The sequence below is a fragment of the uncultured Eudoraea sp. genome (genome assembly GCF_947260015.1).
Taxonomy (GTDB): domain Bacteria; phylum Bacteroidota; class Bacteroidia; order Flavobacteriales; family Flavobacteriaceae; genus Eudoraea.
Genome location: NZ_CAMYOM010000030.1, coordinates 61,838 through 76,648 on the forward strand (window position 1 = coordinate 61,838; position 14,811 = coordinate 76,648).

Genomic DNA, 14,811 nt, shown 5'->3' on the forward strand with positions numbered 1-14,811 from the left:
TATGGCAACAAAAGTAGAAACAACCGTCGAGGATAAATTAAGAGCATTATACGATTTGCAATTGATAGATTCCAGAGTTGATGAAATTAGAAATGTACGTGGTGAATTACCCCTTGAAGTTGAAGATCTTGAAGACGATGTACTTGGTTTAAAAACAAGAATGGACAAGTTAAAGACCGATTTGGAAACCATAAATTATGAAATAGGCGCCAAAAAGAATTTAATTGAGGAGGCCAAAGTGCTGATAAAAAAATATGCTGATCAGCAAAAAAATGTTAGAAACAGCAGAGAGTTCAATTCACTTGCAAAAGAAGTTGAATTTCAGGAATTGGAAATACAACTAGCTGATAAAAACATTAAAGAATTTAAAGTTCAAATCGATCAAAAAAAGGAAGTAATTAGTGAGACTAAAGAAAGACTTGTGGAGCGTGAGTCACACTTAAAACACAAGAAAAGTGAATTAGACGCGATTCTTGCGGAAACTGATAAGGAGGAAAAAGCACTTTTGGCTAAATCTGAAAAATTTGAAAAGCAAATTGAAGATAGATTAGTACAAGCTTATAAACGAATCCGAAATAACGTTAAAAACGGTCTGGCGGTTGTCCCGGTTGAAAGAGGAGCCTCAGGTGGTTCTTTCTTTACCATACCTCCTCAGGTACAGGTAGAAATTGCTTCTAGAAAAAAGATTATTACCGATGAGCATAGCGGTAGAATTCTTGTAGATCCGGTTTTAGCTGAAGAAGAACAGCAGAAGATGCATAAAATGTTTTCAAAGATCTAATAGATTTAAATATTTACTTAAAACCACCTGAAATCAGGTGGTTTTTTTATTTTAGTAATCTATATGAATTTGTTTACTCCAAGATTTATTGCACTTTTAATTTTCATACTACAATTCAACGGGATGTCCGCACAGGAATTAACAGAATTTAGGTGGAAAAACCGAGTTCTGCTTATAATAGATACTAATAATAATTTGCCTGTCAGAGATTTGCAGGTTAATAAGTTTGTTAGTCGGAATGACGAAATGGAGGAAAGAGATTTAGTTCTTTTTGTTTGCACCGAAAAGGAAGTTTTAGATAATAACGGATTAAAAACCAATATTAATCCCGATAAAATATCTTATGGTGAATTTCAGGGCGTTATTTTAATTGGAAAAGATGGTGGTGTGAAACTTAAAAAGAAGTTCATTTTAGAACCAAAAGAGATTTTTGATCTTATTGATCAAATGCCAATGCGAAGATCGGAAATGAAAAACAGGTAGTTGTATAAAAATTTAATTCTTTTCAAGCAAGACTAATATTTTTTCTTCTACCTCCGTGCTATCCCATTTTAGCTCAATATCTGGTATTTGCATAATTTGTTGCATAATTCTTTCCTGCTCATCACCGATGGCTAGTGCGTCTGAATAAGGTTGATCAGAGAATGTAACCCTGGAATAAACCGGGATCCATTTGTCTGGATTATTTTTAGCAAAATGTTTTTCGATTTTCTTTTGTAGCAAAAAAAAAGGGTCGGCTGTTTTGCTGCTCATTTCAATAAAGTTTCTGTAGCTCAATTCGGCAATAGCATCTGTATTGGGTTTTCTCTTCTTCTGATACTCCTGAAAAATGCGCTCCCAATCATCGCCATATTTAGAAATTAATTTATTCAATATATAAATATCTTCAAAACCCGCATTCATTCCCTGACCATAAAATGGTACTATGGCATGAGCAGAATCCCCAACAAGTGCCACTTTATCCCAATAAGTCCAGGGGTAGCACTTCATCGTAACCATAGCACTGGTTGGGTTTTTAAAAAAATCTTCGCTAAGACTATCCATTCCATTTATCACATCAGGAAAATAAGTTTTAAAAAATGCCTTTGCCTGAGTTTTAGTTTTTATACCCTCAAAAGATATCTCACCTTCAAATGGTAAAAACAATGTAGATGTAAAACTGCCATCGAGATTGGGCATGGCGATAAACATAAAATTGCCTCGGGGCCAGATATGAAAGGAGTTTTTGTCGAGTTTATGCGTCCCATCATCATTAGCTGGAATTGTCAGTTCTTTATATCCGATATCAATAAAATCCTGTGAATAATCAAATCGGCTTCTGCGCTGCATTTTATGACGAATTCTCGAAAATGCACCATCACAACCGAACACCAGATCATGATCATAAGCTTTCCATTCACTTTTTTCTGTTTCTCCGGTATACAATTTGGCATTCGGCAAATCAATATCCCATACTCTTTCATTAAATCTAAAATTGACGCCGGATTTTTCTGCAAGGTCTATCATTTTTCTATTCAATAATCCTCTGGAGATAGACCAGATTGCTTCACCCTCTTTTCCGTAATTCTGATAATAAATTGGCTTACTATCTACATGCATTGCTCGTTTAAAAAGAGGTATAGCAATCTTCTTTATGTCTTTCTCAATTCCAACTTTGTCCAATGCTTTCCAACCTCTATCGCTTAGTGCAAGATTTATAGAACGTCCTGAAAATTCAATTGTCCTAATATCAGGACGGCGATCAAACACAGTAACCTTATGCCCTAATCTTTTTAGATAGATCGCCAATAAAGATCCTATTAATCCGGATCCCACTACAGCGATGTCTTTTGGAGTTTGCTTCATAATATAAGCCAGGAGAATAGCTAAGATTCGAAGTAAATGTACAAAATTATGTTTCCTTATGCTTATCCCGCCCTAAAGCCTTAGAGAACCGTAATAGTTTCTCTGCTATTTTTTATTCCTTTAGTAAATAAAAACTTTTTGCCAACGCTAAATTTTCAATTGTCTCTTAATATTTTTTCTATTAAATAAAAATCCGAATTGCCAGTTTTTTCGTATATATAAAGAATAGATAATTTTCCGCCTAGGCGTCCATATATATATTTACAAAGACCTTCATATAATAATATGAAGGTCTTTTTCTGTTAAATATAAAGGTCCTATTTTAAAACGCTGTCTACTATTCCATATGCTATCGATTCTTTGGCATCCATCCAATAATCACGGTTAAAGTCCTTCAAGATTTTTTCATAGGTCTGTCCGCAGTTTTCAGCTAATATTTTAGCCCCAATCTCTTTTGTCTTTATTATTTCTTTGGCCTGAATTTCAATATTCGATGCCTGACCTCTTGCTCCTCCACTTGGTTGATGGATCATCACCCGTGCATGAGGTTGAATAAAACGTCGGCCTTTCTTACCAACAGAGAGGAGAATGGAACCCATAGAAGCTGCTAAGCCGCTACAAACGGTAGAGACCGGACTCTTTAGTGATTTTATTGTATCGTAAATAGCAAAACCTGAGGTTACATAACCACCAGGACTATTTATAATTAATTGTATTTCCTTATTGTTCTGCATATCAAGATATAACAAACGATCAATAATATGTTTGGCAGAATCATCATCAACCATCCCCCAAAGAAATACTTTTCTTTCTTCTAATAACCTTTCATCAATGGCTTCTTGTACTTTTCCCTTTTTTTTACTCATTTTTTACTTTTTGTTAAAAACCAAAATTAATCATTTTATTGGGATTTCATACCCCAATAAAGTCAAGGATTAATACCAATTAGGAATTGAAAAGCAGTTATATTTGAAAAAACATTATTATGAAAATTCCACATCTGCTTGCCATACTCTCTCTGGTGCTCATATTTAGCTGTAAAACCGAACAGAAAAAAGATGCAATTACAGAAAATATAGAACAAACCATTCCTGAAAAAATAGCCTATGCTCATGGTTTGCAAGAATGGAAAAATGTAGAAGAACTAAAATTTACATTTAATGTTGACCGGGATACTACTCATTTTGAGCGGGATTGGGTTTGGAATATTCAGAAAAATGAGGTTACAGGAAGCTCTGAAGGAGATTTGGTTACTTATAACCGAAGTGAGATAGACAGCACTGTAGCTAAAGTTGATGCAGGTTTTATAAACGACAAATATTGGTTATTAGCGCCTTTTAACCTGGTATGGGATAAAGATAGTTTCAGTTATGAAGCAACAGCAGCTGCAGAAGCTCCAATTAGTAAAACGCCGATGCAAAAACTGACTATTGTTTATTCAGGCGAAGGAGGTTATACCCCCGGAGATGCCTATGATTTTTATTATGGGGATGATTATATCATCAAGGAATGGACATTTCGTAAAGCAAATCAGACAGAATCCACACTAACAACTACATGGGAGGAATATACAACCTTAGATGGATTGAATATCTCAAAGACACATAAAAATGCCGAAGGGAATTTTAAATTGTATTTCACAAACATTAAAGTTAAATAGGTTAGAAAAAGCCTTATTTAGTGCTCTTTCTTTTCAGAAGGAAAGTGGCTGCTAAAACTGCTACAGAGCAGACCATTAAAGTTATAAAACTCAAACTAAGTGAAAATTGTTCTGCAATAAAACCCAGAATAACGGGTCCTACAAGAAAGCCTGAATATCCTGTGCCGGCTATAAAAGCAATTCCCTGAGAAGATTCTACCCCCTTTACATTACCCCCAATTCTGAATAATTCAGGGACAATTACTGAAAACCCCAGGCCTGTTAGAGCAAATCCAAGAATGGCCAAATACATATGTGCAGAAAGGACCAGAAGATACCCAATTATAGCTATTATAGACCCCAGGGCGACTATTTTTACTGATCCTATTCTTGCACTAATCGAATCTCCTAAAAAGCGGCCAAGAGTCATGAATGCCTGGAATCCTAAAAATCCGGCTCCCCATATAGTTTCAGGTGCCAGGCTAACTTCTTTTAAAAATAATCCACTCCAGTCCACAATAGCTCCTTCGCTGCCCATAACAACAAAGGAGACAATACCAATTAGCATTAGGGGTTTAAAATTTTTAAAGCTAAAGGCCTCTTTTTCAATAGGAGCAGCTACGACCATTTGATACCGCTTAAAAAAAATGAAGTTTACCGAGAGAACCAATAGGACCGCTAATAACATATGAACCCCCCTATTGTCTATTACGGGAATTAAAAAACTTCCTAAGCCAGCCAATACGCCACCAAGGCTAAAAAACCCATGGGAAGCAGACATAAACTTCTGTTTATCCTCCTTTTCAATTTCGGTAACCAGGGTATTCATAGAAATATCAGTAAATCCATTAGTGGCCCCAAAAAATAAAAGAGCGATGGCAAGGCTTATAAAACCGGGCGCCATTAAAGGGAATAAAGCCGCTATGCAGCTAAGGATTATGCCAATAGAGGTTGCCTTGCCAACACCAATTTTATTAATGATCTTAGAAGCTATAGGAAAAACCAAAAAAACGCCAAGTGAAAGAAAAAAAAGAGCAATGCCTAGAGTGGCTTTGTTGATCCCAAGATCTTCTTTAACGGAAGGTATATAAATGGCCCAGGTACCAAACAAGATATTTAAGCTGGCAAAAACCCAGGCAGGCCCGAAATATCTGGGATTTGTAAGGATTAGTCTAAGAGATTTCATAAGCTGCCTATTAAAAAAGGCCAAAAATATACATTCATTCGATAAACAATGTAGTTACTTCTAAACGATTATTATCGGGATCCAGCGCCTCAAATTCATAATATCCATCACCCGTTTTTCTTGGACTACTAATTACCTTATATCCATCTCTTTTCAACTCCGCAGCCTTTTGATCTACTTCAGGCATGCTGTCTACTCCAAAGGCCAAATGAATAATTCCCAGATGCTGTTTCCCTATTGTATCATTTCTGTTTTCTGGTATACCAGGCATATACATTAGTTCTAATCTTGCACCAGAATCAAAAGTGAGAAAGTAACTCTGAAACCCTTTGGTATGATTATAATAAAGGGTATTGGCCTTACCTCCAAAATAGCTAACATAGAAATTCTTAAGCAATTCCAACTTTTTGGTCCATATAGCTACATGCTCTAATTTCATTGATTTACATTAAAATACTTTGGTTAATATCTTTAAACAACCATTATAGAATGCTATAAAATCAGGTCTTTAAATTTCTACTCTTACTCAATATCCCTTTTTTCAAAATTTGTCCGAAGTTATACATGTCTTCATAACTACAATAAAATGGTGCCGGAGCAAGTCTTATGACATTAGGCTCCCGCCAATCCGTAATCACCCCATTTTCCATCAAATAATCAAACAAAGATCTACCCTCGCCGTGGATCAATACGGATAATTGACATCCTCTTTCATTAGGTGTTATAATTTCAAAACTACTATCCACTTCACTATCAATTTCGTGCAGGACAAATTCAAGATAGGAGACAATTTTGTTTCGTTTTTCTATCAAAGAACTCATTCCTACTTCTTCAAATAGAGCTAATGAAGCCAGATATGGGGCCAGTGCCAATACCGGAGGATTACTCAACTGCCATGCATCTGCGGTAGCAATAGGTTCAAACTCCTGTTTCATTAAAAAACGCGTCTCCTTTTTGGTGCCCCACCATCCTTCAAATCTTGTAATTTTATCCTGATCGAGATGCCTTTCATGAATAAAGACACCCGAAGCATTTCCAGGCCCACTATTCATATATTTATAGCTACACCAGGCGGCGAAATCACAGCCCCAATCGTGTAGTTTTAATTCTATATTTCCTGCAGCATGAGCAAGATCCCATCCCACATTAGCACCTACAGATTTACCGGCACTGGTTATGGTTTTCATATCAAAGACCTGACCATTGTAATAATTTACGCCCCCCAATAGTACGAGTGCCAACTCATCTCCTACTTCATTAATTTTGTCAACAATGTCTTCGGTATGCCAGTGATGTTCGCCCGGTCGCTTTCGTACTTCTACAATAGTATCTTTTGGATCAAAACCGTGAAAACGGACCTGACTTTGCAGCATATACTGATCTGATGGAAATGCTTTCTCTTCACATATTATTTTATAACGCTTTTTGGTAGGCGTGTAAAAAGAAACCATTAAAAGATGCAGATTTACTGTAAGGGTATTCATAACAGATACCTCCTCTGGTTTAGCCCCAACTATCTTGGCTAATGGTTTTGCTAATCTTTCGTGGTAGTCCCACCAGGGTTTCTTTGAATGAAAGTGACCTTCTACAGCTAAATTCTTCCAATCTTCCATTACTTCATCCACAAAATCTTGTGAATTCTTAGGTTGGAGACCCAAAGAGTTCCCCGTAAAATAAATTACATTTTTGCCATTTAGTTGTGGAAAGAAAAACTTATCCCTGAATTCTTTAAGAGGATCATTGATATCCAATTCCTTAGCGAAGGACAATGTATTTTGAAATGGCATGGCTAATTTTTAATCAAAAATACAATATCCAAATAAAAGATAGCACCGATTAAATTATCTATTCACTTCTTAAGCCTCCGGTATTCTCATTTCAATGATATGACTTACAAAACCCGCTTTCTCATAGGCTTTTATAGCAGGAATATTATCTGAGTAAACTGTAAGGCGCATTTCTTTAAATCCTTTTGATAGTGCCCAAGTCCTAAGGGACTCCAATATCATTCTATTAATTCCCAATCCCCTATATACAGGAAGGGTATACATAAAACCAAAATTGGCATACTCCTTATGATTTATGTAAGATCTTGCCCTTTCAATAACCGCAGTACCACAGCTAACTATAGTGTTATTTTTCTCTGCTACAATAACGGCCACTTCATTGTCTAAAATCATCCCTTTTAAATCATAGTAACTTACTGGATCCTTTCGTATGGTTTCATCAAATGGCCTTTCTGCTTTAATCAACTCTTGTTCAAAAGCTAAAAGAACCTCCAAATCGGATAATGTAGCCGTCCTAATAGTTATTTCACCCATGCTTATCACTCTTATTTTTAAACCTAAGATAGTATATAAATCCATATTTTTACCAAAAAGGATTTATGCATTTTCTTCCGGAATCTCTAGAAAGCTATATCACACTTAATTCTGAAAATGAGCCTGATATTTTACGTGAATTAACCCGTGAGACACACTTAAAGGTAATACAACCCCGAATGATTACAGGGCATTATCAGGGTAGGGTTCTTAGCATGCTTTCCAAGTTGATTCAACCAAGTAGTATTTTAGAAATTGGTACATACACGGGGTATTCCGCAATTTGCCTTGCAGAAGGATTGACGAATGATGGGTTATTGCATACTATAGATATCAATGAAGAACTTTTGGAAATACAGCGTAAATATTTTGGGCAAAGTGGTTTTGGGGATAAAATAATACAACATACCGGTGATGCATTAAAAATTATTCCTGAATTTGACCAGGTTTTTGATCTCGTCTTTATTGACGCCGAAAAGAAAATGTATGATGCCTATTTCGAAGAAGTGATTGAAAAGACCAGACCGGGAAGCATCATATTAACCGACAATGTCCTCTGGTCCGGCAAAGTAGTGGAACCGCTGGATAAAAAAGATATGGTAACCCCGAATCTTCTGGCTTATAATAAAAAACTAAAAAACGATCCAAGAGTGGAAACGGTTATATTGTCTATCAGAGATGGACTTACGCTATGTAGGGTTCTATAAACCTGCGATACAACATATAAAACAGAAAGCCCAAAAGAATGCCTATAAATGCACCAGTTATAATATCCAAAGGATAATGAACCCCTACGTATATTCTGCTATAGGCAAATAAAAAAGGCCAAACAAAAAGCAACCAAATAATTGAAACTTTTTTCCTAAGAAACAAAAAAGATATCGTAGTTAATGAGAAGGAAGAGGAAGCATGACCTGAAAAGAAACTATAGCCGGAGGCATTATATAAAACTCTGATAATAGCGTTTATTTCTTCGTCATTATTAGGCCTGAGTCGTTCAAAATAAGTCTTGGTTAAATTGGTAAGACCTAAAACGCAAATTAACAACAGGACTATTGTACATGTAATGAAAAGAGCTTCTTTTTTTGGGTATTTCAGAAAAATTAATGCGAAAAGTAAGATATAAAGGGGAATCCATGAATTGATATTGGTAACTACAAGCCAAAATAAATCAAAATCTTCTGTTCCCAGATTATTTAAATATACTAATGTACTTCTATCCCATTCCAGAAGCTGTTTGAGCATAGCTCCACTTATTTGCGCTTAATAGTACCGGTTACGTCGTCAACATTTTTCTTTACTTTCTCAATTTCATTTTTTATATCGTCTGTAAAACTGGTATCAATTCCTTGCTTATCGGCGCTTTTTTGTATTTCCTTCTTAATATCATCTGTGGCATCTCTTAATTGCCTCATCCCTTTGCCCAGTCCTTTGGCAATTCCTGGAATTTTATCAGCCCCAAATACCATTACCACAATAAACATGATAAAGAATATTTCGGCTCCGCTAATAAATAAAACAACAGTTGCAAGCATAATACAAATATAAGGAAGTTTACGTCCCAAATAAAAAAAGTCCCGATGTACTACATCAGGACTATTAACTTTTTTTAGGAGGAATTATTACTTTCCTTTTATATTTTGTTTAAATTGTTCAAATTCAGATTTCTGTTCCTTTTTGGGCCAGGAATTGTTACTTGCATCAATATCTGCTGTTTCAGCTTTAGGATCCACTACAATTCCAACAAGTTCTTTTTCAGAAGAAATAACACGTTTAAATTCCTGATCATTTTTCCGCCATATTTGCGGTGGATAAGTAACATTTTCCTTAGAACCATCAGCATATGTGTATTCAACTATTAATGGCATTGGTATCCCTCCGGGTTTATTGAAAACAATCTCATAAAAATATTTTGGTTCTTCAATCTGAGAACGTTCTTCAGCAGTCATATTATCCATCATATATTCCTTTAGGTCCTGAGAGGTCTCTGAAGGGGAATTGTGCCTTAGGCCTTCTTCAAAATCTTCACTCTCTTCGTCCACAAGGTATACCATTGGTGGAAAACTTGCTTCAGTCAGCCCTCTCGAAGTCATATAATTCTTCATTTTTTTTGTTGGCTTATCGCTGACATAGTATTTTTTTACTCCTTTTACTCCAATATCCACGTAATCCGTGGTATAAAACCAACTTCTCCAGTACCAGTCAAGATCCACTGCCGAAGCATCTTCCATTGTTCTAAAGAAATCCTCTGGAGTGGGATGTTTAAATTTCCATCTGTGGGAATAGATCTTAAAGGCATGATCAAATAGTTCTTTCCCCATTATGGTTTCACGAAGAATATTCAGTGCTGTAGCAGGTTTACCGTAGGCGTTCGGACCCAATTGGTATACATTTTCCGGATTAGACATAATGGCAGATATTGTAGATTGATCCCCGCTCATATAAGGCACTATCTTTGAAGGAGCTCCCCTTCTTGAGGGATAAGCTTTATTTGGGGAGATATCTTCCGGAAATTCTTCTCCATATTCCTGTTCAGCGATATACTGCATAAAGGTATCAAGGCCTTCGTCCATCCAACCCCACTGACGCTCATCTGAATTTACAATCATGGGGAAAAAATTATGTCCAACCTCATGAATAATAACACTTATCATCCCAAATTTTACACGGTCTGAATAGCTTCCATCCTCCTTTGGCCTTCCATAGTTCCAACATATCATAGGATACTCCATTCCTTGATTTTTTGCGTGTACAGAAATTGCTTTATGATACGGATAATCAAAAGTATGCTCTGAATATGATTTTAAGGTACTGGCCACAGCCTTCGTGGAGAATTCTTCCCATAGCGGATTACCTTCCTTGGGATATAAGGAAACCGCCATTACATCTTTGTTCCCAATTTTAACGGCTTGCATGTCCCAAATAAATTTTCTGGAAGTGGCAAATCCAAAATCTCTGACATTCTGAGCCTTAAATTTCCAGGTCTTTTTATCTTCAGAAAATCCTTTTTCGGCCTGCTCGGCCTCTTGCTGTGTAACGATTAAAACCGGTTTGTCATAAGACTTTTTGGCCTGCTCATAGCGCTGCATCATTTCCCTGGAAAATATTTCTTTCCTGTTAGTTAATTCCCCGGTAGCGTCTAATATATGATCTGCCGGTACGGTAATATTTACCTCATAATCCCCAAAAGGCAGGGCAAACTCTCCCCTACCCCAGAACTGATAATTCTGCCATCCCTCTACATCACTATAAACAGCCATCCTCGGAAAAAATTGGGCTATCACATATGACCTGTTGCCATCTTTGGTAAAATACTCGTAACCAGATCTGGCCCGGTCTATAGTATGATCTGGTATATTGTACCACCATTTTAATGAAAATGAAACCTGACCACCACTTTTAAGTACCTGTGGAAGATCAATCCGCATCATTGTTTGATTTATCGTATATGGTAAGTTTTTACCATTGGTGTCTTTGATAAATTCAATATTAAAACCTCCCTCAAAAGGTTTTTGCATTAATTTCTTTACAAAATTTTTCGAACTGTATGCAATGGCAAACTCCTTTTCATCTCTCAGAGGAGATTTTGAATCTTCAGCCCTCACATTCTGATCTAATTGAAGCCAGAGATATTCTAAATCATCCGGAGAATTGTTAATATAGGTAATGGTTTCTTCTCCATAAATCTTAGCATTCTTATCATCTAATTCTATATCTATCTTATAATCTGCTTGTTGCTGATAATAATCCGGACCTGGAGTTCCGGAAGCAGACCGGTATGTGTTTGGAGTCGCAAATTCGTCGTAGAGTTGTTTAAATTTACTTTGATTAGAATGACCAGATTCTCTTTCTTTTTTAATTTCCTGTTGTGTGAAACCAAAAGTAACAGTTAAACATAATACAAATGTGAGGGAACGATTTAGTTTGTTCATGTAGTTGAATTCTTTTTAGAATTCGCGAATTTAGAATTTTTTAAATATTTGCAGCTCAAAATGTTACAAGTTTAACATTCCTTTATTATTTTCCTTTAACAACAGAAAACTTTTCTTTTTACCGTTTATTCTAAGATGGACTATATTCTGTTGTTCTTCAAACATATCTGTAAGTATATCATTTTCAATTTCGATAGTTTTTAAGGCAGAGAGATCGATGTCCTCGATTTCCAAATAACAAATAATTAAATCATTATCGAATTTCTTTCCCAAAAACACAAAAGTTCTGTCTTTCCCATCTGTGCGTAAAACCAATTTGGACCGGATATATTTTTCTATATAATAGTTTGCCTCCTCAGATTCATCCTCCGTAGATAGAAAGGTTTGAACGTCATAGCGTTCTTCTAGTACATTTTCCAGGTCATCAATAAAGATGCGACTAGTAATTTGCAGAGAATTATCCTTATTGGAATATTCTATATTAGTTACGCTCAAATAGAACTTGTGTATTGCGGTAAATGCAAAAAGTGACAGAATTATCAGGAGGATGCTAGTTCGTAAGACAAGTGTTTTGAGTGGTTTCATAATTTGGTTTTGCAAGATTCATGCCATGGGTAAAAATTACTCTTCATCAGCCTCCTTTAAATAGGCATTACTGCGCAATTTAAGGTATTCCCAGATTTTAAGTTTATCGTGACTGTCTACCACAACACTAAAAGGAATATCCACTTCGCAAAAATACATGAAGTCCTCTATTTTACTCTCAGGTATTTTTAGATACTTTACAAACATAGAATCGGCATAATACTCCCTCACCCTGTTGGTCCGTGCATATTTGTTCTGTGTTGCCACTACTTTTTTAAGGTATTTAGTCCTACCGGAAATAGCATTAATAATAGGGTTTAAGGGTACTAATCCACCTCCTGTGGTTGCTTCATTAAGCTTGCGTTCAGCCTGGGTAATTGGCTTTACATAAGCATTTGGAAGCCCTAATGTGGATGCTACATAAACTTTTTCTCTATTTAAACTATTCATATCCCTGCTAAGGTCTCCCGAGAGGTTATAGGGCCGGACGACCACTTCATCCAATTCATTAATAAACTCTTCCAAAGGCACTATTATATATCTGCTCTCCAACATTGCTCTGGATACTACCAGGCTCATGCGTTTATACTGAACCGCAGAGAACAAGATAGTATCATTAAGTTTAGCAGAAATTGAAAACAGCCCCTCCGAATCGGTAATAGTAGCTCTATTGGCAGAGGTATTCATAACATGAACATCTGGAACACCTTTATTTCCATTGGTTACTTTTCCTTTTAACTTGGAAAAAATAGATTGTGCGGAAGCATTTATAACAATCAGAAAAAAAATCAGGAAAAATTTCTTATTCCTCGGCATTCATCTGTTTTAAAAATATATTACTTTGGGTTACCAGAAAATCAATGAGTTCAAATTCATTGTCTTTTTGCATTAAGGAGCGAGGGGGTATTTTTTCATCACAATAGATCAAAAAGGCGTCTATCTGATCCTGGGGTATGTTAAGATCTAATACAAAAAATTCATCGTCATAAACCAGACGTAATACTTCGCTAACCTTTAATGGTTTCTTATCCTCACTGGGTTCATCCTTTTTGGTATTCACCAGGGCCTTAAATATGTTTACAAAATTAATTCCATCTTTCATTATACCCCGTGTTATTTTGTCCTCGGCAATATTTACAACTTCGGTAGTCTGGTCAGTCTCGTATTCAAACTTTTTAAAATCTTCATTTTGTAGTTCGAGGAATTTTTTTTGATTTTCCGGACTTACCACAACTTCATCAAGTTGAGTAACCTTCTCATTAACCTCAACCACCAGCCTGTTATTATCCAATATCTGCTGTGTTATTTTTACCACTTCAATCTGATAGTTGATAGAAGTAAAAACTATTTCATCATTTAATTTTACCCTGATAGCAAAATCACCATTATCATTTGTAATTGTAGCCCTTTGTGAAGTACTATTAATAACATTTTCATTGGGTACATTTACATTTCTGTACAGCACAGTGCCACGTAGAATAGTTCGTTCATCACCTTGTGAAGTTCCTATAGCAATACAAAATAACGATAAAATAAAAAGAAGTTTAATCTTCATAGGTAACTGTGCTTATTTAAAGAATGCTCTAATTTATAAAGAAAATGTATGTTCTTGTCATAAAAAAATTTGGCGTCATTAAACTTTTGTTAATTTATGAATGTATATACCTTGATTATAAACTTATCATGCACAATAACTGCAGTCATATCAGATAAATTGGGTTGTTTAACCATACAACTAATCCTTTTACCCCATAATCAAGTATTTTGGAGTATAAAGTTAGCTAAATGTGGATATAATTCTATTTTTGTTAGTCCCCAATGTACGAGAATCTTAAAGAGATCTACATCTTATGTGCCTTAACAATTTTATTGTCTTTAAAAGTATGATAAAATGGCCAAAACATATGATTTCAGGTAACCTAAAACATACCAAAATGAAAATGAAATTCCTGATAACCCTGGTAAGTTTTTCCCTTTGCAGCGTTCTTTCAGCTCAGATTAAAATTGGTGATAATCCACAAAATATTGACGCATCCTCCGTTTTGGAATTGGAAAGTTCCAGCAGAGTTTTGGTAATTACAAGAATTAACACCTCGCAGATGAATAGTATTGTTCCTTTGCAAGGGGCCGTTATTTACAATACAGATGAACAATGTTTATTCTTTTACGACGGTGCTGCCTGGTTGAATATGTGTGAGACATTTGGGCTCTCTTTTACGGCAGACCCTATTGTAAATCCTACCAGCACAATTGTGATTACGGAAAACGGGGATAATCGCAATTTCGAAGTTGGCGAAATAACCGGGGCAAACATTGTGGATTTCAGCATTAGTGGTAATGACATTCAAAATAATTCAATTACGGCAGATAAATTAGCGCCAGATTCCGTAGGAAGCGAAGAATTACAGGATAATACGGTTGCAGATGCCGAAATAGACTATAACCAGGTAACGCTGAATGATTTTAACAATGATGCAGGTTTTATTACCGGAGCAGAAATTGTGAGTCCGGCTCCAAACAAT

Annotated in this window: 16 protein-coding genes and 1 pseudogene; 5 read left to right on the plus strand and 12 right to left on the minus strand. The window is 35.8% G+C overall.

Annotation, left to right across the window (positions count from 1 at the left end):
• Window position 1 precedes the first annotated feature (1 nt).
• Both Q0X66_RS12120 and Q0X66_RS12125 read left to right on the plus strand, forming a co-directional pair.
• Window positions 2-781 (plus strand): C4-type zinc ribbon domain-containing protein, encoded by a 780-nt coding sequence (locus tag Q0X66_RS12120; RefSeq protein WP_297706702.1) that lies wholly within the window; start codon window positions 2-4, stop codon window positions 779-781.
• A gap of 123 nt (window positions 782-904) precedes the next feature.
• Entirely contained in the window at window positions 905-1,264 is a 360-nt protein-coding gene (locus Q0X66_RS12125; protein ID WP_297706704.1) for a DUF4174 domain-containing protein, read from the plus strand.
• A 12-nt stretch (window positions 1,265-1,276) separates the two neighbouring features.
• Here the strand turns inward: Q0X66_RS12125 and Q0X66_RS12130 are convergent, their stop codons facing one another.
• Both Q0X66_RS12130 and Q0X66_RS12135 read right to left on the minus strand, forming a co-directional pair.
• On the minus strand, window positions 1,277-2,686 hold the full coding sequence (locus Q0X66_RS12130) for an NAD(P)/FAD-dependent oxidoreductase (RefSeq protein ID WP_297706741.1): 1,410 nt from the start codon (window positions 2,684-2,686) through the stop codon (window positions 1,277-1,279).
• A 257-nt stretch (window positions 2,687-2,943) separates the two neighbouring features.
• On the minus strand, window positions 2,944-3,492 hold the full coding sequence (locus Q0X66_RS12135) for a ClpP family protease (protein WP_297706706.1): 549 nt from the start codon (window positions 3,490-3,492) through the stop codon (window positions 2,944-2,946).
• Between the two features lie 119 nt (window positions 3,493-3,611).
• Between Q0X66_RS12135 and Q0X66_RS12140 the strand changes: the two genes are divergently transcribed.
• A complete protein-coding gene (locus Q0X66_RS12140; RefSeq protein ID WP_297706708.1) occupies window positions 3,612-4,286 on the plus strand; it encodes a hypothetical protein in 675 nt (224 codons plus the stop codon).
• A 13-nt stretch (window positions 4,287-4,299) separates the two neighbouring features.
• Here the strand turns inward: Q0X66_RS12140 and Q0X66_RS12145 are convergent, their stop codons facing one another.
• From Q0X66_RS12145 to Q0X66_RS12160, 4 genes are all read right to left on the minus strand, one after another.
• Window positions 4,300-5,451 carry an MFS transporter gene (locus Q0X66_RS12145; RefSeq protein ID WP_297706710.1) on the minus strand — a complete coding sequence of 384 codons (1,152 nt, stop codon included), beginning with the start codon at window positions 5,449-5,451 and terminating at the stop codon, window positions 4,300-4,302.
• A 34-nt stretch (window positions 5,452-5,485) separates the two neighbouring features.
• A complete protein-coding gene (locus Q0X66_RS12150; protein WP_297706712.1) occupies window positions 5,486-5,890 on the minus strand; it encodes a VOC family protein in 405 nt (134 codons plus the stop codon).
• Window positions 5,891-5,951: 61 nt separating this feature from the next.
• The gene (gene kynU / locus Q0X66_RS12155) at window positions 5,952-7,238 is read right to left on the minus strand and encodes a kynureninase (protein WP_297706714.1); all 1,287 of its coding nucleotides are present in this window, start codon (window positions 7,236-7,238) and stop codon (window positions 5,952-5,954) included.
• A gap of 69 nt (window positions 7,239-7,307) precedes the next feature.
• The gene (locus Q0X66_RS12160; protein ID WP_297706716.1) at window positions 7,308-7,772 is read right to left on the minus strand and encodes a GNAT family N-acetyltransferase; all 465 of its coding nucleotides are present in this window, start codon (window positions 7,770-7,772) and stop codon (window positions 7,308-7,310) included.
• 65 nt (window positions 7,773-7,837) lie between these two features.
• Between Q0X66_RS12160 and Q0X66_RS12165 the strand changes: the two genes are divergently transcribed.
• Window positions 7,838-8,479, plus strand: coding sequence for an O-methyltransferase (locus Q0X66_RS12165; protein ID WP_297706719.1), 642 nt, complete (start codon window positions 7,838-7,840; stop codon window positions 8,477-8,479).
• Here Q0X66_RS12165 and Q0X66_RS12170 read toward each other — a convergent pair.
• The 6 genes from Q0X66_RS12170 to Q0X66_RS12195 all read right to left on the minus strand — a co-directional run bounded on the left by Q0X66_RS12170 (window position 8,457) and on the right by Q0X66_RS12195 (window position 13,844).
• Window positions 8,457-9,017 (minus strand): phosphatase PAP2 family protein, encoded by a 561-nt coding sequence (locus Q0X66_RS12170; protein WP_297706721.1) that lies wholly within the window; start codon window positions 9,015-9,017, stop codon window positions 8,457-8,459. The genes Q0X66_RS12165 and Q0X66_RS12170 overlap by 23 nt on opposite strands.
• Before the next feature lie 8 nt (window positions 9,018-9,025).
• Complete coding sequence (locus Q0X66_RS12175; RefSeq protein ID WP_297706723.1) at window positions 9,026-9,307, minus strand: twin-arginine translocase TatA/TatE family subunit; 282 nt, start codon at window positions 9,305-9,307, stop codon at window positions 9,026-9,028.
• An 87-nt stretch (window positions 9,308-9,394) separates the two neighbouring features.
• On the minus strand, window positions 9,395-11,704 hold the full coding sequence (locus Q0X66_RS12180; protein ID WP_297706725.1) for a M1 family metallopeptidase: 2,310 nt from the start codon (window positions 11,702-11,704) through the stop codon (window positions 9,395-9,397).
• Between the two features lie 63 nt (window positions 11,705-11,767).
• Window positions 11,768-12,289 carry a DUF6702 family protein gene (locus Q0X66_RS12185; RefSeq protein WP_297706727.1) on the minus strand — a complete coding sequence of 174 codons (522 nt, stop codon included), beginning with the start codon at window positions 12,287-12,289 and terminating at the stop codon, window positions 11,768-11,770.
• Between the two features lie 36 nt (window positions 12,290-12,325).
• Complete coding sequence (locus tag Q0X66_RS12190) at window positions 12,326-13,105, minus strand: carboxypeptidase-like regulatory domain-containing protein (RefSeq protein ID WP_297706729.1); 780 nt, start codon at window positions 13,103-13,105, stop codon at window positions 12,326-12,328.
• Window positions 13,092-13,844 (minus strand): carboxypeptidase-like regulatory domain-containing protein, encoded by a 753-nt coding sequence (locus tag Q0X66_RS12195; RefSeq protein ID WP_297706731.1) that lies wholly within the window; start codon window positions 13,842-13,844, stop codon window positions 13,092-13,094. The genes Q0X66_RS12190 and Q0X66_RS12195 overlap by 14 nt, the downstream gene beginning before the upstream one ends.
• Before the next feature lie 379 nt (window positions 13,845-14,223).
• Here Q0X66_RS12195 and Q0X66_RS12200 point away from each other — a divergent pair.
• A pseudogene (locus tag Q0X66_RS12200) lies at window positions 14,224-14,811 on the plus strand (hypothetical protein); the annotation flags it as partial.